Origin of the sequence: Streptomyces sp. NPDC058295 (assembly GCF_042880655.1) — a bacterium.
Taxonomy (GTDB): domain Bacteria; phylum Actinomycetota; class Actinomycetes; order Streptomycetales; family Streptomycetaceae; genus Streptomyces; species Streptomyces coriariae.
Genome location: NZ_JBHVYO010000052.1, coordinates 1 through 21,655 on the forward strand (window position 1 = coordinate 1; position 21,655 = coordinate 21,655).

Here is a 21,655-nt window from a genome sequence, read left to right on the forward strand (position 1 = left end):
GGGCCGGGGCGGCGGCCGGCGCCGGGGCGGCGGGGGCCGGGGCAGCGGCCGGAGCCGCGCCCGGGGCGCCGATGACGGCGAGCTTGGCGCCGACCTCGGCGGTCTCGTCCTCGCCGACCGTGATCTCGAGCAGGACACCGGAGACGGGCGCCGGGATCTCGGTGTCGACCTTGTCGGTCGAGACCTCGAGCAGCGGCTCGTCCTCCGTGACCTCCTCGCCGACCTGCTTCAGCCAGCGGGTGACGGTGCCCTCGGTGACGGACTCGCCGAGCGCGGGCAGGACGACGTCCGTGCCCTCGGCGGAGCCGCCGCCGGTGGCGGCCTCGGCGGTGGGAGCGGGGGCCGGGGCCGCCTGCTCGGTGGATGGCGCGGCAGCGGCCGGCTCCGGTGCGGGCTCGGCGACCGGCTCGGCGGCCGGAGCCGGAGCGGCGGCCGGAGCTCCGGTGCCGTCGTCGATGACGGCCAGCTCGGCGCCGACCTCGACCGTCTCGTCCTCGGCGACCTTGATGGAGGCCAGGATGCCGGCGGCAGGGGAGGGGATCTCGGTGTCGACCTTGTCGGTCGACACCTCGAGCAGGGGCTCGTCGGCCTCGACGCGCTCACCCTCGGCCTTCAGCCAGCGGGTGACAGTGCCCTCGGTGACGCTCTCGCCGAGCGCCGGAAGGGTTACGGAAACCGCCATGGTTTCGGTTGCTCCTTACGAATTGCGGAAGTCTGTGTCGTCGCGGAGTCGCTTCTTCGACCGAGGGGTCAGTCGTGCGAGTGCAGCGGCTTGCCCGCCAGGGCCAGGTGGGCCTCGCCGAGCGCCTCGTTCTGCGTCGGGTGGGCGTGGATGAGCTGCGCGACCTCGGCGGGCAGCGCCTCCCAGTTGTAGATCAGCTGGGCTTCGCCGACCTGCTCGCCCATGCGGTCGCCGACCATGTGGACGCCGACCACGGCACCGTCCTTCACCTGGACGAGCTTGATCTCGCCCGCGGTGTTCAGGATCTTGCTCTTGCCGTTGCCCGCGAGGTTGTACTTCAGAGCGACGACCTTGTCCGCGCCGTAGATCTCCTTGGCCTTGGCCTCGGTGATGCCCACGGAGGCGACCTCGGGGTGGCAGTACGTCACCCGGGGGACACCGTCGTAGTCGATCGGGACGACCTTCTGACCGGCCAGACGCTCCGCCACCAGCATGCCCTCGGCGAAGCCGACGTGCGCGAGCTGGAGGGTCGGGACCAGGTCGCCGACGGCGGAGACGGTCGGGACGTTGGTGCGCATGTACTCGTCGACCAGGACGTAGCCGCGGTCCATGGCGACGCCCTGCTCCTCGTAGCCGAGACCGGCGGAGACGGGCCCGCGGCCCACCGCGACCAGCAGGACCTCGGCCTCGAACTCCTTGCCGTCGGCCAGCGTGACCTTGACGCCGTCCGCGGTGTACTCGGCCTTGGAGAAGAAGGTGCCCAGGTTGAACTTGATGCCGCGCTTGCGGAACGCGCGCTCAAGAAGCTTGGAGGAGTTCTCGTCCTCGACCGGGACGAGGTGCTTCAGGCCCTCGATCACCGTCACGTCGGAGCCGAAGGACTTCCACGCCGAGGCGAACTCGACGCCGATGACGCCGCCGCCCAGGATGATGGCGGACTTCGGCACACGGTCCAGGACGAGGGCGTGGTCCGAGGAGATGATCCGGTTGCCGTCGATCTCCAGGCCCGGCAGCGACTTCGGCACGGAGCCGGTCGCGAGCAGCACGTGGCGGCCCTGGACGCGCTGTCCGCCCACGTCGACGGAGGTCGGGGAGGACAGGCGGCCCTCACCCTCGATGTACGTCACCTTGCGGGAGGCGATCAGCCCCTGAAGGCCCTTGTAGAGCCCGGAGATGACACCGTCCTTGTACTTGTGGACGGCGGGGACGTCGATGCCCTCGAAGGTGGCCTTGACGCCGAACTGCTCGCTCTCGCGGGCCTGGTCGGCGATCTCGCCGGCGTGCAGCAGGGCCTTGGTGGGGATGCAACCCCGGTGCAGGCAGGTGCCGCCGACCTTGTCCTTCTCGATCAGGGCGACGTCCAGTCCCAGCTGCGCCCCGCGCAGGGCCGCGGCGTAACCGCCACTACCACCGCCGAGGATCACTAGGTCGAAAACGGTGCTGGCGTCGTTCGCCACGTCACGTCCTCCATGCATGTGCGCCGTGCGCCGGTCGTCGCTGACCGCCGGCGGCTGGTGTCCGGCCGCTCTTTCTTCGGCCCTGTGGTGGGGGCCCTGTCCTGCCGAGGCCCATCTTCGCACTTGCGGGAGGCGAACGAGACGCGGGGCCGGGGTGTGAGACACCCCACGCTCACTTGTGACATGGGGGACCGGCCCCCTCCAGGGGCGCGGGGAACTGCGCGACCGGCCACGTTCGGCCCGCACCCGCCACCTGACGGCCGGGCCCGAGTGACCAGGCGCACAGTCCCCTTCTCCCGGAGGGACTAGCCGAGGTCGCCGGAGGCGGTCAGCTCGGCCAGCCGCACCAGCGTCCGCACGGCGGTGCCGGTACCACCCTTGGGCGTGTACCCGAAGGGCCCGCCCTCGTTGAACGCGGGACCGGCGATGTCCAGGTGCGCCCAGGTGATGCCCTCGCCCACGAACTCGCGCAGGAAGAGACCGGCCACCAGGCCGCCGCCCATCCGCTCACCCATGTTGGCGATGTCCGCGACGCTGGAGTCCATACCCTTGCGCAGGTGCTCCGGCAGCGGCATCGGCCACGCAGGCTCGCCGACCTCCTCGGCGGCCTCGTGCAGCGCGGAGCGGAACGCGTCGTCGTTCGCCATGATCCCGAAGGTCCGGCTGCCCAGCGCCAGCATCATCGCGCCGGTCAGGGTCGCCACGTCGACGATCGCGTCCGGCTTCTCCGCGGAGGCCGCCCACAGCGCGTCCGCGAGGACCAGCCGGCCCTCGGCGTCCGTGTTGAGGACCTCGACGGTCTTGCCGCTGTACATGCGCAGCACGTCACCCGGGCGGGTGGCGGAGCCGGACGGCATGTTCTCGGCCAGCGCCAGCCACCCGGTGACGTTCACCTCGAGCCCGAGCCGCGCGGCGGCGACGACCGCGGCGAAGACCGCCGCCGCACCGCTCATGTCGCACTTCATCGTCTCGTTGTGCCCGGCCGGCTTCAGCGAGATGCCGCCCGAGTCGTAGGTGATGCCCTTGCCGACGAAGGCGAGGTGCTTCTTGGCCTTGGAGGACGTGTAGGACAGCTTCACCAGGCGCGGGGCAGCGGCCGAGCCGGAGCCGACGCCGAGGATGCCGCCGTAGCCGCCCTTGGCGAGCGCCTTCTCGTCGAGCACCTGCACCTTGATGCCGTGCTCCTTGGCCGCCGTCTGGGCGAGAGCGGCGAACGCCTCGGGGTCGAGGTCGTTCGGCGGCATGTTGATCAGGTCGCGGGCGCGGTTGAGTTCCTCGCCGACGGCGGCGGCACGCAGCAGCGCGGCCTTGTGGGCGGCGTCGCGCGGCTTCCCGCCGAGCAGGGCGGCCTCGGCGAGCGGTGCCTTGCCGTTCTTGGCCTTGGCGTCGTCGCCGTTGTGCTTGTACGCGTCGAAGGAGTACGCGCCGAACACCACGCCCTCGCCGATCGCGCCGATGTCGGCGGCGTCGGTCACCGGCAGGGCGAAGGCGGCCTTCTTGGCGCCGGTGAGGGTGCGGGCGGCCGCGCCGGCCGCCTTGCGCAGCGCCTCGGGGTCGAAGCCGGCGTCCTTCTCGGGCTCCTGGCCGAGCCCCACCGCGAGCACCAGCGGTGCCTTGAAACCGGCCGGGGCGGGCAGCTTGGTCAGCTCGCCCTCGGCCCCGGAGGCGCCCAGGGTTTCCAGGATGCCGGCGAGCCTGCCGTCGTAGGCCTTGTCGACGGCTTCGGCGCCTGGGGCAACGATCGGGCCTTTCGCGCCCTTGGCGACACCGATCACGATCGCGTCGGCCCGGAGGCCGGGCGCCGCGGCGGTGCTGAGAGTGAGAGCAGTCACGGTGGTGAAATCTCGCTTCCGATGTGGAGTTGCGGTGGCCGGAGTGTGTGGGTCGACCGGGCCCGACAGCCGACCCTAGATCCGGGTCGTGGGTGCGGTCGTATCCGGGGGTGTGCCTCACCGGCGCGGCGAACCGGCGTGACGGATCCCGGAATGAGCGTACGCGTGCGTGTGCGGTCGCTCACGCACGCGCGTGTTCACCTGTCGGTGGCGTCGTGGCCACTTCTCGATCCTCGCACCCCGTGAACCGGGCCACACCCCTCGGGTCGGGGTGGAGCGACGGCACGCGGCAGACATGGGCGATCATCGTCGGGTACGTCGCCGCACGATCCTGGAGCCGCCCGGTGAGACGCCCGACCCTGCTGCTGCCCCTGCTCGCCCTGTTGCTGGCGGGCTGCGCCTCCGCGTCGGACGGCGGATCGGACGACCGGCCCGACGACGAGGCGGGCGTCGGGACGGCGGACGGCCGGATCTGGCAGCCGGCCCCCGGCATCGACTGGCAGTGGCAGTTGAGCGGCCGGCTGGACACCGGCGTCGACGTACCGGTCTACGACATCGACGGCTTCGACCACACCGCGGCCACGGTCGCGGGGCTGCACGACGACGGCCGCAAGGTCATCTGCTACCTCTCCACCGGCGCCTGGGAGGACTGGCGCCCGGACGCGGCGAAGTTCCCGAAGTCGGTGATCGGCAAGGGCAACGGCTGGGAGGGCGAACGCTGGCTCGACATCCGCGCGTTGGACGTCCTGGAGCCCCTGATGGCGGCCCGCCTCGACATGTGCCGCGAGAAGGGCTTCGACGCGGTCGAGCCGGACAACATGGACGGCTACAAGAACACCACGGGCTTCCCGCTGAAGGCCGCCGACCAGCTCCGCTACAACCGTCTCATCGCCGAACTCGCCCACGACCGGGGCATGTCGGTCGGACTGAAGAACGACCTCGACCAGATCCCCGAACTCGTCGACGACTTCGACTTCGCGGTCAACGAACAGTGCGCCGAGTACGACGAGTGCGCGCACCTGACCCCCTTCATCGAGGCGGGCAAGGCCGTCTTCCACGTCGAGTACGAACTCCCCACGAGCGAGTTCTGCGCCGACTCCCGTCGGCTGCGCCTGAGTTCGCTGCTGAAGAAGTACGAGCTGGGGGTGTGGCGGGAAGCCTGCTAGCCGTTCAACGGCCCAGGCAGAACACCACGAGCGCGGTGGTCGCCGCCGTCTCCGCCAGAGCGCCGAAGACGTCGCCGGTGACCCCGCCGAAACGCCGCGTGCAGTGCCGCAGCAGCAGTTCGGCGACGGCGAGGGCGGCGAGGACCGCGAGCGCCGGCCGGACGGCGTCGTACGGCTCGAACAGGGCGCCCGGCTCGACGTGCCCGATCAGGACGACGACGCCGCCCTCGTACGGTCCGCACCACGCTCCCGCGACCGCCGCCGCCAGCGTCACGGCGACCACGGTGAGCACCGCCCCCCGCACCGGGACCACCCCGGCGACCGCCGCCCCCAGCCCTTCCGGTCGCGCGGCCGGCACCCCGGCGCGTGCCGCCAGGGTCAGCGCGAGCCGGGCGGTGGCCGCCGAGACGACGGCGGCCACCGCGCCCAGCGCCCACGAGGTGTCGTAGAGCTGCGTCAGCGCGGCCACCTGGGCGAGCACCACGAGGACGAGCGTCAGCACGCCGAACGGGCCGATGTCGGACTGCTTCATGATCCGCAGCGCGTCCTCGGCGGGCTTGCCGCTGCCGAGTCCGTCCGCGGTGTCGGCCAGCCCGTCGAGGTGCAGACCGCGGGTGAGGACGGCGGGCACGGCGGCCGAGGCGACGGCGGCGAGCAGCGTGCTCGCGCCCAGGTACAGCAGCAGCAGGCCGAGCCCGGCCGCGCAGCCGCCGACGACCAGCCCGACCGCGGGAGCGCCCAGCATCCCCCCGCGCGCGGCCTCGCGGTCCCAGCGGGTCACCCTGACCGGGAGCGCGGTGAGGGTGCCGAAGGCGAAGCGGAGGCCGTCGAAGGGCGAGGTCGTGGACACGGCGGCAGACTAGCCCGGACGGTCCGCCCACGAGGCAGCCCGCCCCCCGCCCCGGGAGACTGGTGACATGGTCGACTGGGTGCAGCGCAACATCGTCGAACCGGGCAAGGTCCCGCTGCTCATCGCCCTGACCGCGTTCGTCCTCACCTTCCTGATCACCCGGATCATCACGCGCCTCATCCGGGCGGGCAAGGGTCCCTTCGGCAACATCAGCTCCGGCGGGGTGCACATCCACCACGTGGTGCCCGGTGTCGTGCTGACCGTCGCGGGCGGCTTCGGCGCGGTGGCGAGCGGCCGGCACGGCTTCGGTGCCGGTGCCTTCGCGGTGGTCTTCGGCATCGGCACCGGCCTGGTCCTCGACGAGTTCGCGCTGATCCTGCATCTCGACGACGTGTACTGGACCGAGGCGGGCCGCAAGAGCGTGGAGGCCGTGGTCCTGACGGCGGCGCTGGGCGGACTGCTGCTGGTGGGCTTCTCGCCGTTCGGCGTCAACGACATGAACCAGGACGAGCTTCAGGACCGGGGCGGCGTCATCTCGACCGTCGTGCTCAACTTCCTGTTCTCGCTGGCCGTGCTGAGCAAGGGCAAGGCCAAGATGGCCGTGTTCAGCGTCTTCATCCCGTTCCTGGGCCTGGTGGGCCTGGTGCGGGTGGCCCGGCCCGGCTCGCCGTGGGCCCGCCGGCTCTACCGGCGGCGGCCCCGCGCCCGGGCGAAGGCGATGCTGCGGGCCTACCGCCACGACCGCCGCTGGGCGGGGCCGCGCCGGGTGGTGGGGGACTGGCTGGGCGGGAAGACGACCGCGGAGCTCGCTCAGTCCGAGGAGCGGAACTGAGCGATCCGGTCCGGGCCGGGTGGGTGCGCCGTACGGCGGCTGCGGGGCTTCGTGGCCGGCCGCGCCCCGTGGCGCGGCCGCGGACCGGCACCGCCCCGTACGCCCCGGCGCAGCCGTGTGCCCGCACCGCCCCTCGGCCCCCCGGCGGGCCGCCCGGGCCCCCGGGTGCGCCTGCGGGACTCCGCCACCGCGCACAGCGCCAATACCGCCGCGATCGCCGCCAGATGCTCCTTGCCCGCCAGGTTGTCCTTCAGCAGTACCTCCACCACCATCGCGACGATCACCGCCCCCGCCGTCACGTACGCGCGGTAGCGCCAGCCCAGGAACACCGCGAGGCCGACCACGGCAGCCGACGGGCCGGTGTCCACGATCCGGGCGTCGGCGGCGGGCAGGCCGAACGGGCTGCCGGGGCCGAGAGCGATGCCCACGCGCGCGTACAGCGTGCCCGCGAGTGTGGCGGCGTAGGCGATGACGAGGGTCCGCCACCAGCCCAGGGAGAGCTCCGCGATCCCGAACACCAGCAGGATCTGCGCGAGGGCGCCCCAGACCGGCAGATCCAGCGCGGGCACGAACAGGGACAGCGGGGTGCGCAGCAGGGCGAGCCCGAGCGGGTCCTCGGCCCGCACCGCTCCGAGGGCCTGGACCGGGCCGTAACCCCACGGCCGGTTCTGCACGACCTGGGTCACCGACGTCAGACACACCGCCCCGAGGGTCATCGGGACCGCCCGCCACCGGCGCCGCACCAGGGGGACGCGTACCGCCTCGTACAGCGGTCCCCACTCGGCGCGGGCCCGGCGGGCGACCGCGTTCACCGGTGGGTCTCCAGGTGCCCCCGGCGGCGCAGCCACTTCGGCGGCCCCGGCGCCTCCAGGAACCCCTCCGCCCGCGCCGACGCGACACCGATGCGGGGCAGGTCCGCGCTCTTCTCGAAGAGCAGGAAACGGGGCTCCCAGATGGGCCGGTACTTGGCGTTGGCGCGGTACAGCGACTCGATCTGCCACCAGCGGGAGAAGAAGCAGAGCAGCGACCGCCACAGCCGCAGCACCGGTCCGGCGCCCAGGCGCGCACCCCTTTCGAACACCGAGCGGAACACGGCGAAGTTCAGCGAGACCTGGGTGATCCGGAGCGTCCGCTCCTCGCGGGCGTGCCGGAGCAGTTCGATGACCATGAACTCCATCAGCCCGTTGTCGCAGTCGCGGTCCCGCCGCATCAGGTCGAGGGAGAGCCCGTGGGGTCCCCAGGGCACGAAGGAGAGCAGGGCCCGCAGTTCACCGCCGGCGTCGGCGCACTCCAGCATCACGCAGCGGCCGTCCCGCGGGTCCCCCAGCCGCCCCAACGCCATGCTGAACCCGCGCTCGGTGGCCCCGTCGCGCCAGTCGTCGGCGCGCCGGAGCAGGGAGGCCATCTCGTCGGCCGGGATGTCCTCGTGCCGGCGTACCCGCACCGTGTACCCGGCCCGGCGGACCCGGTTGCAGGCCTGCCGGACGGTCCGCATGGCCCGCCCCTCGAGGGTGAACTCGGCGACCTCGACCAGGGCCTCGTCCCCCAGTTCCAGCGCGTCCAGCCCGTGCCGGGCGTACACGGTCCCGGCCTCCTCGCTCGCGCCCATCACCGCCGGGATCCACCCGTGCGCCCGCGCCTCGGCGAGCCACGGTCCGATCGCCCCCGGCCAGGCCTCCGGATCCCCGATCGGGTCCCCGGACGCCAGCGACACCCCGCCGAGGACGCGATAGGCGACGGCCGCCTTCCCGGTCGGCGACCAGCACACGCTCTTCTCCCGCCGCAGCGCGAAGTAGCCGAGCGAGTCCCGCTCACCGTGCCGGTCGAGGAGCTCCCGCAGCCGCTTCTCGTCGTCCTCGGTGAGCGGATCGACGGCCCGGCGGGAGCGGAAGGCGGCGTACAGGACGGCGAGGACGAGCGCCGTGCTCAGCACGTTGACGGCGACGTCGACCCAGGTGGGCGGGGCGATGCCGGGGACGCGGTACTCGTCGGCGGCCACGGAGACCAGCCGCAGCGCGCCGTAGCGCCAGCGTTCGAGGAAGGTGGAGGGGGCGGACGCCCGGTTGGTGACCGTCACCAGCAGCGCGGCCAGCAGCGAGGTGCCCAGCAGCCCGCCGGCGCCGACGGCCGCGGCGAGCCGCGGATTGGACCGGTCGCCCTTCGCGTAGAACTCCCGCCGCCCGGCCAGCAACGCCACGACGAAGACGGCGGTCAGCGCGAGCGAGACCCAGTTCTGCGGGTGCCGCCGGACCTCCGGGAACGCCATGGCCAGCGCGAACAGCCCCAGGAAAGCTCCGCTCAGGCCCAGGTTGAGGATCCACGCGGCCCGTTTGCGCCGTCGCATCGTGACGGCCAGGAACGCGGTGAAGACCCCGGAGGCGAAGCCGGCCGTCAGCAGATACGGCGTGAAGAGGTTCTCCTGGTTGTGCCGCCGGACGTCCTGCCCCAGGGAGACCCACACCGCACTGAGGAAGTTGACGAACGCGACGGCACGCAGGTACCAGACGGCGAAGGCGGCGGCGCCCCGGGTGTTGCCCATGAGGGGTGATCATATGGGTGCACTTCAGGGAATCCGCTCTTTTGGCGCCTCCTGTCCCTTTAAGCCGCTTCGCTACTCCGTTTCCCGCTTCTCCTGATGCTGCTCGCCGGGGACTGCGGATGCCGCGGACGCCTCCGATGCCTCCGATGGCACGGAAGCCGCGGACGCCTTTGCCGCTTCCGGCTCCTCCGACTTCTCCAGCTTCTCCGGCTCCTCCAGCTTCTCCGGCTCCCCCGGCTTCTCCGGTTCTTCCGGCTTCTCGGGGAGTTCGGCCGCCAGTGCGGCGGCGGCCTGCACCAGCGGGAGCGCGAGCAGGGCGCCGGCGCCCTCGCCGACCTTCACGCCCTGGTCCAGCAGCGGCTCCAGGGCCATCCGGTCGAGTGCCTTCGCCTGTCCCGGTTCACCGCTCTTGTGTGCGGCCAGCCACCAGTCCGGCGCCCGGAACGCGACCCGCTGTCCCACGAGCGCGCAGGCGGCCGCCACCACGCCGTCCAGCACGACGGGCAACTTCCGTACCGCGCACTGGAGCAGAAAACCCGTCATGGCGGCGAGGTCGGCCCCGCCCACCGTCGCCAGCAGTTGCAACTGCTCCCCGAGCACCGGCCGCGCCCGCCTGAGCGCGTCGCGGACCGCCGCGCACTTGCGCATCCACGTCAGGTCGTCGATCGCCTCGCCGCCCCGCCCGGTCACCACGGACGCGTCGGTCCCGCACAGCGCGGCCACCAGCGCGCCCGCGGCCGTCGTCCCGCCGACGCTGATGTCGCCGAGCACGACCAGGTCCGTGCCGGAGTCGGCCTCCTCGTCGGCGACGGCCACGCCCGCCCGGAAGGCCGCCTCGGCCTCCTCGAGCGTGAGCGCGTCCTCGATGTCGATACGGCCGCTGCCGCGCCGCACCCGGTGCCGTACGACGTCCTCGGGGAACAGGTCCGGATCGCAGTCCAGCGCCATGTCCACGACGCGCACGGGCACGCCGAGCCGGCGGGCGAGCACGGACACCGGACGGCCGCCCTCGATGACCTCCCGCACCAACTCCGAGGCGCTGCCCGCCGGTCGGGCGGAGACGCCGAGCTCGGCGATGCCGTGGTCACCGGCGAACAGCACCACCCGCGGCCGCTCGACCGGCCGCACGGGCGACGAGCCCTGTGCCGCCGCCAGCCACTCACCCAGATCGTCCAGGCGCCCCAGCGATCCGGGCGGCACGATCTGACGGTCCCGGCGCGCCTCCGCGTCGCGGCGCACCCCACCGTCGGGGCGCTCGATCAGATCGGTGAAGTCGTCGAGATTAAGCGAGCTCATTCGCCGAACAGTACCGGCACCGATCGAACGGTTCCGCGCCACATCGCCACCACATCCGCGTGACGTCATTGCGCCCAAGATCGGTATCCCATACGTTCCGTTTTGACGCTAATTGTCGTTCGCTCTCGATGCCCTCCCCGGAGCCGCTCATGCCCCCCAGGCCCGTCCACGAGCCGCGCCGCGACGACTGCCCCTGGTGCGGCTCGAAGCGCCTGCGCACCCGGCTGCGCGCACCCGACCTGCGCCACCGCCGGCCGGGCACCTTCGTGGTCGACGAGTGCCGGGACTGCGCGCACGCCTTCCAGAACCCCCGCCTGACCCCCGAGGGGCTGGCGCTGTACGGCGCCGAGGGTGAGGAGCGGTCCGACCGCGGGCACCTCAGGGCGACGGCCCGGACGATGCTGCCCTTCCCCGAGCCGGAGAGCTGGCTGGACGTGGGCACGGGGGACGCGTTCTTCCCGGCGGCGGCCAGGGAGCTGTTCACCTACACGGCGTTCGACGGGGTGGACCCGACCCCGAGGGTGGAGCGGGCGAGAGCCGCGGGCCGCATCGACGAGGCACACCTGGGCCCCCTGACGGCGCCGGAGGTGCTGTCCCGCCTGCGCGGCCGCTACGACGTGGTCAGCATGCTCCACCACCTGGAACACACCCGGGACCCGAGGCGGGAGCTCGCGGCGGCGCTGACGGCCCTGCGGCCGGGCGGCCATCTCCTCGTCCAGCTCCCGGACCCGGCCAGCGCGTCCGCGGCCGTGCTCGGCAAGTGGTGGCACTCCTACGACCAGCCCCGCCACCTCCACCTGATCCCGCCGGCCAACCTACGGGCCGAACTCGAGGCCCAGGGCTGCGAGATCGTCGTGACGGACCATCGCACGCCGCACACCCCGCACGACCTGTCGACGGCCGTCTCGCTCTACCTGAACAGGAGCCGGCTGCGCCGGACGGCCGGGCCGCCGACCGCTCTGGCCGCCGTACTCGACCTCCTGCTGGCCCCGGCCCTGCGCCGCACACGCTTCTCGAACGCCTACCAGGTCATCGCGCGCAGGAACTGACCGTCAGGCGCCCGCCCCCGGCCCCCGCAGCACCAGTGCCTGGCCCGCCACCACCAGGACCACCTCCTCGCACTCGGCGGCGACGGCCGCGTTCAGCCGCCCCAGCTCGTCCCGGTACCGCCGGCCCGACGCGGTGGCCGGCACGATCCCCGATCCCACCTCGTTGGAGACCAGGACGACGGTCCGCCGGGCCGAGCGCACGGCCTGCGCGAGTTCCACCACCCGCGCGCGCAGCGCCCGTTCACCGCCGTCCGCCCACTGCGCGTCGTCCCACGCCCCGACGGAGTCCATGACGTCCGTCAGCCACAGGGACAGACAGTCGATCAGCAGCGGGGCGCCGTCCCGCGCCAGCAGCGGCACGAGGTCGCAGGTCTCCACCGTCCGCCACGACCCCGGCCGCCGGTCGCGGTGCGTCGCGACCCGGGACGCCCACTCGGTGTCGCCGCCCCGGGTCCCGCCGGTGGCGACGTACAGCACGTCCGGGAAGGACTCCAGCCGTCGTTCCGCCTCCACCGACTTTCCCGACCGGGCCCCGCCCAGCACCAGCGTCCGCCGCGACACGTCCGGCACGTCCTCGTAAACCCCCACGATCAGCGTCGAGCCGTCCGGCACCGCCCGCGCCCCGGCCGCCGCGAGCCGGCGCCGCAACTCCGCGCCCGGTGGCACGTCATGGTCCAGATGGACGGCGACCACATCGGTCGCCGGCCCCACCGCGCCCACCGCCCGCAGCTTCGCCAGCGCGTCCGGGCGCCCCACCAGATCCGCCAGGACCATGTCGTACGGCTCGGCGGCCTCGGACCCCTCCTCCAGGCCGGCCGGCGCGCCGCCGGGCGGCAGATACAGCAGCCGCTGCCCGTCCGGGCCGGCCACCGCGTACCCGGTGCCGGGCGCGTCCATCGCCACCGCCCGCACCCGATGCCCCGTCAGCAGCGGCGACTCCCGCCAGTCCGGCACCCGGCCGGGCTGCGGCAGTCCGGCCGGCACCTCCACCGGGGGCCCGTCGTGCGGATGCGTCAGCAGCACCTGCCGCACCCCGCCCAGCGAATGCCCGGCCCGCGCGGCCGCGAACGCCGCACCCGGCGTCAGATCGAGCAACAGGGCCCCGTCGACGAGCAGCGCGGTCGCCGCCCGTGCGTCAGCCCCCAGCGAGGTCGCGCACACGGCGCATGAGCAGTCGGGGCGGGGCAGTCCCGCGGGGGCACCGGTACCGAGCAGAGTGACTTCCACGGAGCTGATTTTCGCGCGTCTGACCAGCTCTTGCGCATCCGACTAGGCTGCACAGCAGAAGCCGGACCAAGATCCGGCTTCTGCTCTGCACGTGGTCACAGCTGGGAGGCGTACATGGCGGCATGGACGTGGCGGTTCGAGAAGGCCGACGGGACGGAGGTCCAACCAGCGGTACAGCCCGAGGAGTTCACCACGCAGGGGGACGCGGAGTCCTGGATCGGGGAAGTGTGGAAGGACCTCCTCGAAGGCGGCGCGGACCAGGTGCGGCTCTTCGAGGACTCCGCCGAGATCTACGGCCCGATGAGCCTGCACGCGAACGAGGCGTAGCCCTCCGTCGGGGTGGTCGCCGCACGGCCACCCCGGCCACCGCTCACCCGGACGAGTGAAGAACGCCGGTCCGGCCCAGCCCTGTGCTCAGCCGCGTACCCCGCACAGATGCAGCAGCGCCGCCACCTGCCGGTAGGGGTCGGTCCGCCCGGCCCGCTCCTCGGCGGACAGCAGGCTCTCCCACTGCCGCGGGTCCTGCGGGATCTCCGTCCCGTCCGCCGCCGTGTCCGTGAACACCCGCACGCCGTACCAGGCCTGGAGCGGTGCCCCGATCCCGGCCAGCGCGTCGGTCAGCGTCGCCAGCCGGTCCGCCCGTACGTCGAGCCCCAGCCGGTTGCGGTAGGCGACGGTGTCGAAGGCGCCGAGCGCGCCCGCCCAGTCGCCGGACAGACCCGGCCGCATGGCCAGCGCGTCCGCGTTGCGCACGAGCAGCGACAGCAGCCCGCCCGGGGCCAGCATCCGACCGAGCCCCGCGAGCAGCGCGTCCGGCTCCTCGACGTACATGAGCACGCCATGGCAGAGCACCACGTCGAAACTGCCGGGCAGGAAGTGCACACCGGTGTCCCGGCCGTCGCCCTCGATGATCCGCATCCGCTCCCGGATGCCCTCAGGCTCGCCGCACAGGGCCTCCCGGGCCGCGGCGATCATCGTCGCGTCCCGTTCGAGCCCGGTCACCTGGTGCCCGAGCCGGGCCAGCCGCAGCGCCTGCGTGCCCTGGCCCATCCCCACGTCGAGCACGCGCAGCCGCTGCCCCACCGGGTAGCGCCCCGTTATCTGCTCGTCGAGCTGCCGGGCCACCAGCTCCTGTCGTACGACGTCACGCAGCCCACCCAGCCTGTTCAACCAGGCCTCGGCCGCCCCCCGGGAGAAAGACGCAGTGCTCAGGGCCGTGCTCCGCGCTTGGTCTGCGGCTTGGGCAGCCGGAGCCGACGCATCTGCAGGGAGCGCATCAGCGCGTACGCCACCGCGCCCCGCCGGTTCTGGTCGGGGAAGCGCTCGGCGAGCTGCTTGCGCAGCCGGAAGCTCGTGACGAACGAGTCCAGCACGATCAGCACGATCACGACCAGCCACAGCAGCAGCGCGATGGTCTGGAGCGAGCCCACCCGCACCATGCTCAGCACGAGGATGACCACGGCCATCGGCAGGAAGAACTCCGCCACGTTGAACCGGGAGTCGATGAACTCGCGCGCGAACTTGCGGACGGGGCCCTTGTCGCGGACCGGCAGATACCGCTCGTCCCCGCCGGCCAGCGCCTGGCGCTGCCTGTCCAGCTGGGCGCGGCGCTCGCTGCGCTGCCGCTTGGCGGCGTCCTTGCGGGACGTCGAGGTGTTGGCGACGCTGCGGCGCTGGGACTGGGCCTCACTGCGCTTGGGCGTGGGCCTGCCCTTCTTGGCCTGCGGGTCACGGGGCTGCATGGAGTCGGTCACCACGGCCTTGTCGGCGGGGGCCTTCTCTTCCTTGGCACGGCTACGGAACACAAAACCCAAGGGTAAGCGCTCGCGGACATGGACCCCAGCCCGGACGGGAACGATCCGGCAACACCAGTCGTCTGTAGAGGGGACAGACCGGGACAGGAGCGGGAAAGAGGGGGCGCAGGGTGACCGATCGCTCACCCTGAAGGTCACCTACTCCCTACGCCGGAGCAAGGTCTTGGTCAGTCGTCCTTGGGGATGAGCGCATCCGTCCCCGAACAGTGCGTCAATGGATGCAGGGCCCGTACTGTGGGTTCTGTCGCAGAGCTGGAGCTGGACGTCAGAAGGGGGCGCGCGAAGCCCATGAGCGGTGTCATGAAGCGTATGGGGATGATCTTCCGCGCGAAGGCGAACAAGGCCCTTGACCGGGCCGAGGACCCGCGCGAAACCCTCGACTACTCGTACCAGAAGCAGCTGGAGCTTCTCCAGAAGGTCCGCCGCGGTGTCGCCGACGTCGCGACCTCGCGCAAGCGCCTGGAACTCCAGCTGAACCAGTTGCAGTCGCAGTCCTCCAAGCTGGAGGACCAGGGCCGCAAGGCGCTCGCGCTCGGCCGTGAGGACCTCGCCCGCGAGGCGCTCTCCCGCCGTGCGGCGCTCCAGCAGCAGGTCACCGACCTCGAGACGCAGCACTCCACGCTCCAGGGCGAGGAGGAGAAGCTCACCCTCGCGGCCCAGCGCCTGCAGGCCAAGGTGGATGCCTTCCGTACGAAGAAGGAGACCATCAAGGCCACCTACACCGCCGCCCAGGCCCAGACCCGCATCGGCGAGGCCTTCTCCGGCATCTCCGAGGAGATGGGCGACGTCGGCCTGGCCATCCAGCGCGCCGAGGACAAGACCGCCCAGCTCCAGGCCCGCGCGGGCGCTCTCGACGAGCTCATGGCCTCCGGCGCCCTCGACGACCCGACGGGCATCGCGAAGGACGACCTCCAGGCCGAGCTGGACCGGCTCTCCGGTGGTACGGATGTAGAGCTGGAACTGCAGCGCATGAAGGCCGAGCTCGCCGGAGGCAGCTCGGCCGGGCAGCAGGCCATCGAAGGCGGCAAGAACCAGCCGCAGTCCCAGCAGCAGCCGCAGGACACCCCGCGCTTCGACAAGCAGTAGCCCGGCGCCGGGGGCCGGAGCCGAGGAGGGCGACATGATCGTTCGGATCATGGGGGAGGGCCAGTGGACGCTGGCCGACTCCCATCTCGTCGAACTGAACAAGCTGGACGACGAACTGCTCGCGGAGATGGAGAGCGGCGACGAGGACGGCTTCCACCGCACCCTCGGCGCCCTCCTGGACGCTGTCCGCCGCCTCGGCGAGCCCCTGCCGGACGACGCCCTGGAACCCTCGGAACTGATCCTCCCGGCACCGGAAGCGAGCCTGGACGAGGTCCGGGACATGCTCAGCGACGACGGCCTGATCCCAGGCTGAGACCGCAGCCGGCCCCCCAGCGCCGGTCACGGTCGTTTCAGCCCGTCCGGCGATTGAGGACGAGGCCCGTTCTGGGTCGATGGCGGGGTCGCGGGCGGCGGCTTGTCAGTGCAGGTCACGGTCATTTCAGCCCGTCCGGCGATTGAGGACGAGGCCCGTTCAGGGCCGACGGCGGGGTCTGGGGGCGCCAGCCCCCAGCTACGGCAAGGAAAGCGACGGCAACTACAAAGTGACCCTCCTTTCCCGGGCCGAGTGCCGGCTCAAGGCCCACCCCCTCGCCCTGGACGCCGGCCTGGCCGCAGGCGTACTGCTCTGCATGCTGGCCGGCTCCTTCGTCGACCCCCACGGAGGGCACGGCGTCAGCTGGCGCATCCGCAGCCCGGACCCGCTCAGCCTGCTCCTGATGACCCTCTCCGCCGTCGCCCTCGTCTTCCGCCGCAGCGCCCCCATGACGGTCCTCGCCCTCACCGGCGCCGCCTCCGTGACCGAGTCCGTCACCGGCGACCCCCGGGCCCCCGTCGCCATGTCCGCCGTGATCGCCCTCTTCACCGTCGCCGCCACCACCGACCGCGCCACCACGGTGCGCGCCGGTCTGCTCACCATGACGATCCTCACGGGCGCGGCCATGCTCGCCGGACCGCTGCCCTGGTACGCCCAGGAGAACCTGGGGATCCTCGCCTGGACCGGCATCGGCGCCACCGCCGGAGACGCGGTCCGCAGCCGCCGGGCCGTCGTCCAGGCCATCCGGGACCGCGCCGAGCGCGCGGAACGCACCCGGGAGGAGGAGGCCCGCCGCCGGGTCGCCGAGGAGCGCCTGCGCATCGCCCGCGACCTGCACGACGTCGTCGCCCACCACATCGCCCTGGTCAACGTCCAGGCCGGAGTCGCCGCGCATGTCATGGACAAGCGGCCCGACCAGGCCAAGGAGGCCCTCGCGCACGTCCGCGAAGCCAGCCGCTCCGCGCTCAACGAACTGCGGGCCACCGTCGGGCTGCTGCGCCAGTCCGGCGACCCCGAGGCCCCCACCGAGCCCGCACCCGGCCTGGACCGGCTCGACGAACTGGCCGGCACCTTCCGCAGCGCCGGCCTCCAGGTCGAGGTGGCCCGTACCGACCACGGGACCAAGCTCCCGGCCGCCGTCGACCTGGCCGCCTACCGGGTCATCCAGGAAGCCCTCACCAACGTCCAGAAGCACGCGGGTTCCGGGGCGAAGGCCGAGGTCAGCGTCGTACGCGTGGGACCGAACATCGAGGTCACGGTCCTCGACAACGGGCGTCCCGCGGACGACGGGCCCCCGGCGGCCGGCGGCGGCCACGGCCTGCTCGGCATGCGCGAGCGCGTCACCGCGCTGCGCGGCACCCTCACCACCGGTCCCCGCTACGGAGGCGGCTTCCGCGTCCATGCGATCCTGCCGGTCAAGACCCGCACGGCCACCACGGGGGAGAACGCATGACCATCCGTGTCCTGCTCGCCGACGACCAGGCGCTGCTGCGCAGCGCGTTCCGCGTGCTCGTCGACTCGGAGTCCGACATGGAGGTGGTCGGCGAGGCGTCCGACGGCGCCGAGGCGGTCCGGCTGGCCAAGGAGGAGCGCGCCGACGTCGTCCTGATGGACATCCGCATGCCCGGCACGGACGGTCTCGCCGCCACCCGGCTGATCAGCGCCGATCCCTCCCTCGCGCACGTCAGGGTGGTCATCCTGACGACGTTCGAGGTCGATGACTACGTGGTGCAGTCGCTGCGGGCCGGCGCCTCCGGCTTCCTCGGCAAGGGCAGCGAGCCGGAGGAGCTGCTGAGCGCGATACGGGTCGCCGCCGGCGGGGAGGCCCTGCTCTCGCCGACCGCCACCAAGGGTCTGATCGCCCGCTTCCTGGCCCAGGGCGGCGCGCTGGACGACGACCACGACCCGGCCCGCTCGGCCCGGCTGGACGCGCTCACCGTGCGCGAGCGCGAGGTCCTCGTGCAGGTCGCCGGCGGCCACTCCAACGACGAGATCGCCGAGCGCCTCGAGGTCAGCCCGCTCACCGTGAAGACGCACGTCAACCGGGCCATGGCCAAGCTGGGCGCACGCGACCGGGCGCAGCTCGTGGTGATCGCGTACGAGTCGGGGCTGGTACGTCCGAGGGTGGAGTGACCCCGGCCCTGCCGTACTGCGCCCGGAGTAGGCGCGGGATAAGTAAATAGACCTGGAGCGTACGGATCGCCGTACCGGCATGGCCCAGGGTGAAGAGGCCACACGTGTCACACCCGTCACGCCTGTCACTCCTGTCATGCGTGTCACTCCTGTCATGCGTGTCACTCCTGTCACGCGTGCCGCACCTGTCACGCGTGTTCCACACCCGTCACGCCTGGCACCGCTTCTGCCGCTCACAGAGACGAGACCCGTACCCATGTCCTGGCTGTCCCGCTTCAGCCTCGCGCAACGGGCCCTGATAGGCCTCATGTCCATCGTCGCGATCGCCTTCGGCGCGATCGCGATCCCGCAACTGAAACAGCAGCTCCTGCCCACCATCGAACTCCCGATGGTCTCCGTCCTCGCGCCCTACCAGGGCGCCTCCCCGGACGTCGTCGAGAAGCAGGTCATCGAGCCGATCGAGGACAACCTCGAGGGGGTCGACGGCATCACCGGCGTCACCTCCACGGCGAGCGAGGGCAACGCCGTGATCGTGGCGTCCTTCGACTACGGCAACGACACCAAGCAGCTCGTCGCCGACGTCCAGCAGGCCGTGAACCGGGCCCGCGTCCAGCTCCCTGACGCCGTGGACCCGCAGGTCGTCGCCGGTTCCACCGACGACATGCCGACCGTCGTCCTCGCGGTCGCCTCCGACCGGGACCAGCAGGCCCTCGCCGACCAGCTCGACCGGAGCGTCGTCCCGGCGCTGCGGGACATCGACGGCGTCGGCCAGGTCACCGTCACCGGGGTCCGGGATCTCCAGGTCTCCGTCACCCCGGACGACGCGAAACTGGCGAAGGCCGGTCTGACCACGCAGTCCCTCGCCCAGGCGCTCCAGGCGGGCGGCGCGACCGTCCCGGCCGGCTCCTTCGACGAGGCGGGCAGCAACCGCACGGTCCAGGTCGGCGGCGGCTACACGTCCGTCGCGCAGATCGGGGACCTGCGGATCCCGGGGCTCGCCGGCCGAAAGCCGGTCCGGCTCGGTGACGTGGCCGCGGTGCGGCAGGAGGAGGCCCCGGCGGACTCCCTCACCCGCACGGACGGCAAGCCCAGCCTCGCCGTGATGGTCACCATGGACCACGACGGCAGCGCGGTCGCCATCTCCGACGCCGTCGACGAGAAGCTGGCCGACCTGCGCCAGGACCTCGGCTCGGGCGCGACGATCACCGTCGTCAGCGACAGCGGTCCGGCCGTCGCGAAGGCCATCGAGGGCCTGACCACGGAAGGCGCCCTCGGTCTGCTCTTCGCCGTCCTCGTCATCCTGGTCTTCCTGGCGTCGATCCGCTCGACGCTGGTGACGGCGGTCAGCATCCCGCTCTCCGTGGTCCTGGCGCTGATCGTCCTGTGGACGCGGGACCTCTCGCTGAACATGCTGACGCTGGGCGCGCTGACCATCGCCGTCGGCCGTGTCGTCGACGACTCGATCGTCGTCCTGGAGAACATCAAGCGCCACCTCGGCTACGGCGAGGAGCGGCAGTCCGCGATCATCACGGCAGTCCGCGAGGTGGCCGGGGCGGTCACCTCCTCCACCCTCACCACGGTCGCCGTGTTCCTGCCGATCGGCCTGGTCGGCGGCATGGTGGGCGCCCTGTTCGGCGCGTTCTCCCTCACCGTGACGGCGGCCCTGCTGGCCTCCCTGCTGGTCTCGCTGACGGTCGTCCCCGTCCTGTCGTACTGGTTCCTGCGGGCCCCCAAGGGCACCCCCGAGGACGCCGAGGAAGCCCGCCGCGCGGCCGAGGAGAAGGAGGCGAAGAGCCGCCTCCAGCGCGTCTACGTCCCCGTGCTGCGCTTCGCCACCCGGCGCCGTCTCACCAGCGTGGCGATCGCGGTCGTCGTGCTGATCGCGACTTTCGCCATGGCGCCCCTGCTGAAGACCAACTTCTTCGACCAGGGCGAGCAGCAGGTCCTGACGGTCAAGCAGGAGCTGAAGCCGGGCACCAGCCTGGCCGCGACCGACGCCCGGGCCAAGAGGGTCGAGCAACTCCTCGCCGGCACCGAGGGCGTGAAGGACTACCAGGTCACCGTCGGCTCCTCCGGCTTCATGGCGGCCTTCGGCGGCGGCACCGACACCAACCAGGCCTCCTACCAGGTGATGATCGAGGACTCCGCCTCCTACAAGGACGTCCAGAAGCGGGTCGAGGACGGGCTGAAGAAGCTCGACGGCATCGGCACGACCACCGTCACCGCCGGTGACGGCTTCGGCAGCCAGGACCTGAGCGTCGTCGTGAAGGCGGCCGACGCGGGTGTGCTGCGCACGGCCGCCGAGCAGGTCCGCAAGGCCGTGGCCGGCCTCGACGACGTCACGGACGTGACCAGCGACCTCTCGCAGAGCGTGCCGCGCATCTCGGTCAAGGCGAACGCCAAGGCCGCCGCGGCCGGCTTCGACGACCAGACGCTGGGCGCGGCGGTCGCCCAAGCGGTCCGTGGGACGACGGCCGCGAAGGCGGTCCTGGACGACACCGAGCGCGATGTCGTCATCACCTCGGCGAAGCCCGCCGCGACGCTCGCCCAGCTCGAGGCCCTGCCTCTGGGCACGGTGAAGCTCGGTGACATCGCCACCGTGGAACTGGTCGACGGCCCGGTCGCGATGACCCGCATCGACGGCCGCCGGGCGGCCACCGTCACCGCGAAGCCGACCGGCGACAACACCGGCGCGGTGAGCGCCGACCTCGCCTCGAAGCTCGACGCGCTGAAGCTCCCGGCGGGTGCCACGGCCGAGATCGGCGGGGTCTCGCAGGACCAGGACGACGCGTTCAAGAACCTCGCCCTGGCGATGCTCGCGGCGATCGCGATCGTCTTCATGCTGCTGGTGGCGACCTTCCGGTCGCTGGTCCAGCCGCTGATCCTGCTGGTCTCCATCCCCTTCGCGGCGACCGGCGCCATCGGGCTGCTGCTCGTCACCGGCACCCCGATGGGCGTCCCGGCGATGATCGGCATGCTGATGCTCATCGGCATCGTGGTGACCAACGCGATCGTCCTGATCGACCTCGTCAACCAGTACCGCAAGCAGGGGTACGGCGTGGTCGAGGCCGTGGTCGAGGGCGGGCGGCACCGGCTGCGCCCCATCCTCATGACGGCGCTGGCGACCATCTTCGCCCTGCTCCCGATGGCCCTGGGCGTCACCGGCGAGGGCGGCTTCATCGCCCAGCCGCTGGCGGTGGTCGTGATCGGCGGTCTGATCAGCTCGACCCTGCTCACCCTGCTGCTCGTCCCGACGCTGTACGCGATGCTCGAACTCCGCAAGGAGCGCCGGGCGAAGAAGCGTGCCGCGAAGCGGCAGCAGCCCGCGCAGCCCGAGAAGACCCCGGAACCGGCCGGAGTCTGACACCGCCGCGCCGAA

The 21,655-nt window shown here is 72.3% G+C and carries 19 protein-coding genes; 9 read left to right on the forward strand and 10 right to left on the reverse strand.

All coding sequences use genetic code 11. The annotated features are described in order from the left end of the window. The 3 genes from ACFVYS_RS36520 to ACFVYS_RS36530 form a co-directional block, all read right to left on the reverse strand. The coding region (locus ACFVYS_RS36520) for a biotin/lipoyl-containing protein (RefSeq protein WP_389509193.1) at window positions 1-682 on the reverse strand (682 nt) is incomplete at its 3' end. A gap of 68 nt (window positions 683-750) precedes the next feature. After that, window positions 751-2,139: a dihydrolipoyl dehydrogenase gene (lpdA, locus tag ACFVYS_RS36525; RefSeq protein ID WP_389509195.1), complete on the reverse strand. Its 1,389-nt coding sequence runs from the start codon at window positions 2,137-2,139 to the stop codon at window positions 751-753. Window positions 2,140-2,444: 305 nt separating this feature from the next. Further along, window positions 2,445-3,971: a leucyl aminopeptidase gene (locus tag ACFVYS_RS36530; RefSeq protein ID WP_389509197.1), complete on the reverse strand. Its 1,527-nt coding sequence runs from the start codon at window positions 3,969-3,971 to the stop codon at window positions 2,445-2,447. A 344-nt stretch (window positions 3,972-4,315) separates the two neighbouring features. Between ACFVYS_RS36530 and ACFVYS_RS36535 the strand changes: the two genes are divergently transcribed. Next, complete coding sequence (locus ACFVYS_RS36535) at window positions 4,316-5,137, forward strand: endo alpha-1,4 polygalactosaminidase (protein ID WP_389509199.1); 822 nt, start codon at window positions 4,316-4,318, stop codon at window positions 5,135-5,137. Between the two features lie 4 nt (window positions 5,138-5,141). On the opposite strand, the gene ACFVYS_RS36540 is transcribed toward ACFVYS_RS36535, so the two are convergent. Next, window positions 5,142-5,987, reverse strand: a complete 846-nt coding sequence (locus ACFVYS_RS36540; protein WP_389509201.1) for an adenosylcobinamide-GDP ribazoletransferase — start codon at window positions 5,985-5,987, stop codon at window positions 5,142-5,144. A gap of 67 nt (window positions 5,988-6,054) precedes the next feature. Between ACFVYS_RS36540 and ACFVYS_RS36545 the strand changes: the two genes are divergently transcribed. After that, window positions 6,055-6,819, forward strand: coding sequence for a hypothetical protein (locus ACFVYS_RS36545; protein ID WP_389509203.1), 765 nt, complete (start codon window positions 6,055-6,057; stop codon window positions 6,817-6,819). On the opposite strand, the gene ACFVYS_RS36550 is transcribed toward ACFVYS_RS36545, so the two are convergent. The 3 genes from ACFVYS_RS36550 to cobT all read right to left on the reverse strand — a co-directional run bounded on the left by ACFVYS_RS36550 (window position 6,798) and on the right by cobT (window position 10,654). Beyond that, complete coding sequence (locus ACFVYS_RS36550) at window positions 6,798-7,631, reverse strand: hypothetical protein (RefSeq protein WP_389509205.1); 834 nt, start codon at window positions 7,629-7,631, stop codon at window positions 6,798-6,800. The genes ACFVYS_RS36545 and ACFVYS_RS36550 overlap by 22 nt on opposite strands. Continuing rightward, window positions 7,628-9,358, reverse strand: coding sequence for a phosphatidylglycerol lysyltransferase domain-containing protein (locus ACFVYS_RS36555; RefSeq protein WP_389509207.1), 1,731 nt, complete (start codon window positions 9,356-9,358; stop codon window positions 7,628-7,630). Before ACFVYS_RS36555 ends, ACFVYS_RS36550 begins: the two co-directional genes overlap by 4 nt. Before the next feature lie 72 nt (window positions 9,359-9,430). Then, window positions 9,431-10,654, reverse strand: coding sequence for a nicotinate-nucleotide--dimethylbenzimidazole phosphoribosyltransferase (cobT, locus tag ACFVYS_RS36560; RefSeq protein ID WP_389509209.1), 1,224 nt, complete (start codon window positions 10,652-10,654; stop codon window positions 9,431-9,433). Between the two features lie 149 nt (window positions 10,655-10,803). On the opposite strand from cobT, the gene ACFVYS_RS36565 reads away from it, so the two are divergent. Next, a complete protein-coding gene (locus ACFVYS_RS36565) occupies window positions 10,804-11,703 on the forward strand; it encodes a class I SAM-dependent methyltransferase (protein WP_389509211.1) in 900 nt (299 codons plus the stop codon). Window positions 11,704-11,706: 3 nt separating this feature from the next. Here ACFVYS_RS36565 and ACFVYS_RS36570 read toward each other — a convergent pair whose 3' ends face one another. Continuing rightward, on the reverse strand, window positions 11,707-12,930 hold the full coding sequence (locus ACFVYS_RS36570) for a bifunctional adenosylcobinamide kinase/adenosylcobinamide-phosphate guanylyltransferase (RefSeq protein ID WP_389509213.1): 1,224 nt from the start codon (window positions 12,928-12,930) through the stop codon (window positions 11,707-11,709). Window positions 12,931-13,044: 114 nt separating this feature from the next. On the opposite strand from ACFVYS_RS36570, the gene ACFVYS_RS36575 reads away from it, so the two are divergent. Next, window positions 13,045-13,257 carry a hypothetical protein gene (locus ACFVYS_RS36575; protein WP_020130018.1) on the forward strand — a complete coding sequence of 71 codons (213 nt, stop codon included), beginning with the start codon at window positions 13,045-13,047 and terminating at the stop codon, window positions 13,255-13,257. Between the two features lie 87 nt (window positions 13,258-13,344). Here the strand turns inward: ACFVYS_RS36575 and ACFVYS_RS36580 are convergent, their stop codons facing one another. Both ACFVYS_RS36580 and ACFVYS_RS36585 read right to left on the reverse strand, forming a co-directional pair. Continuing rightward, on the reverse strand, window positions 13,345-14,055 hold the full coding sequence (locus ACFVYS_RS36580) for a class I SAM-dependent methyltransferase (RefSeq protein WP_389509258.1): 711 nt from the start codon (window positions 14,053-14,055) through the stop codon (window positions 13,345-13,347). An 83-nt stretch (window positions 14,056-14,138) separates the two neighbouring features. Further along, window positions 14,139-14,735 carry a DUF3043 domain-containing protein gene (locus ACFVYS_RS36585; RefSeq protein ID WP_389509215.1) on the reverse strand — a complete coding sequence of 199 codons (597 nt, stop codon included), beginning with the start codon at window positions 14,733-14,735 and terminating at the stop codon, window positions 14,139-14,141. Between the two features lie 318 nt (window positions 14,736-15,053). Between ACFVYS_RS36585 and ACFVYS_RS36590 the strand changes: the two genes are divergently transcribed. The 5 genes from ACFVYS_RS36590 to ACFVYS_RS36610 all read left to right on the forward strand — a co-directional run bounded on the left by ACFVYS_RS36590 (window position 15,054) and on the right by ACFVYS_RS36610 (window position 21,640). Then, entirely contained in the window at window positions 15,054-15,830 is a 777-nt protein-coding gene (locus ACFVYS_RS36590; RefSeq protein WP_389509260.1) for a PspA/IM30 family protein, read from the forward strand. Between the two features lie 34 nt (window positions 15,831-15,864). Beyond that, window positions 15,865-16,143, forward strand: coding sequence for a hypothetical protein (locus ACFVYS_RS36595; RefSeq protein ID WP_355703225.1), 279 nt, complete (start codon window positions 15,865-15,867; stop codon window positions 16,141-16,143). A 229-nt stretch (window positions 16,144-16,372) separates the two neighbouring features. Next, window positions 16,373-17,596, forward strand: coding sequence for a sensor histidine kinase (locus ACFVYS_RS36600; RefSeq protein WP_389509217.1), 1,224 nt, complete (start codon window positions 16,373-16,375; stop codon window positions 17,594-17,596). After that, window positions 17,593-18,276, forward strand: a complete 684-nt coding sequence (locus ACFVYS_RS36605) for a response regulator (protein WP_389509219.1) — start codon at window positions 17,593-17,595, stop codon at window positions 18,274-18,276. The genes ACFVYS_RS36600 and ACFVYS_RS36605 overlap by 4 nt, the downstream gene beginning before the upstream one ends. A 256-nt stretch (window positions 18,277-18,532) precedes the next feature. Next, window positions 18,533-21,640 carry an efflux RND transporter permease subunit gene (locus tag ACFVYS_RS36610; protein ID WP_389509221.1) on the forward strand — a complete coding sequence of 1,036 codons (3,108 nt, stop codon included), beginning with the start codon at window positions 18,533-18,535 and terminating at the stop codon, window positions 21,638-21,640. Window positions 21,641-21,655 lie beyond the last annotated feature (15 nt).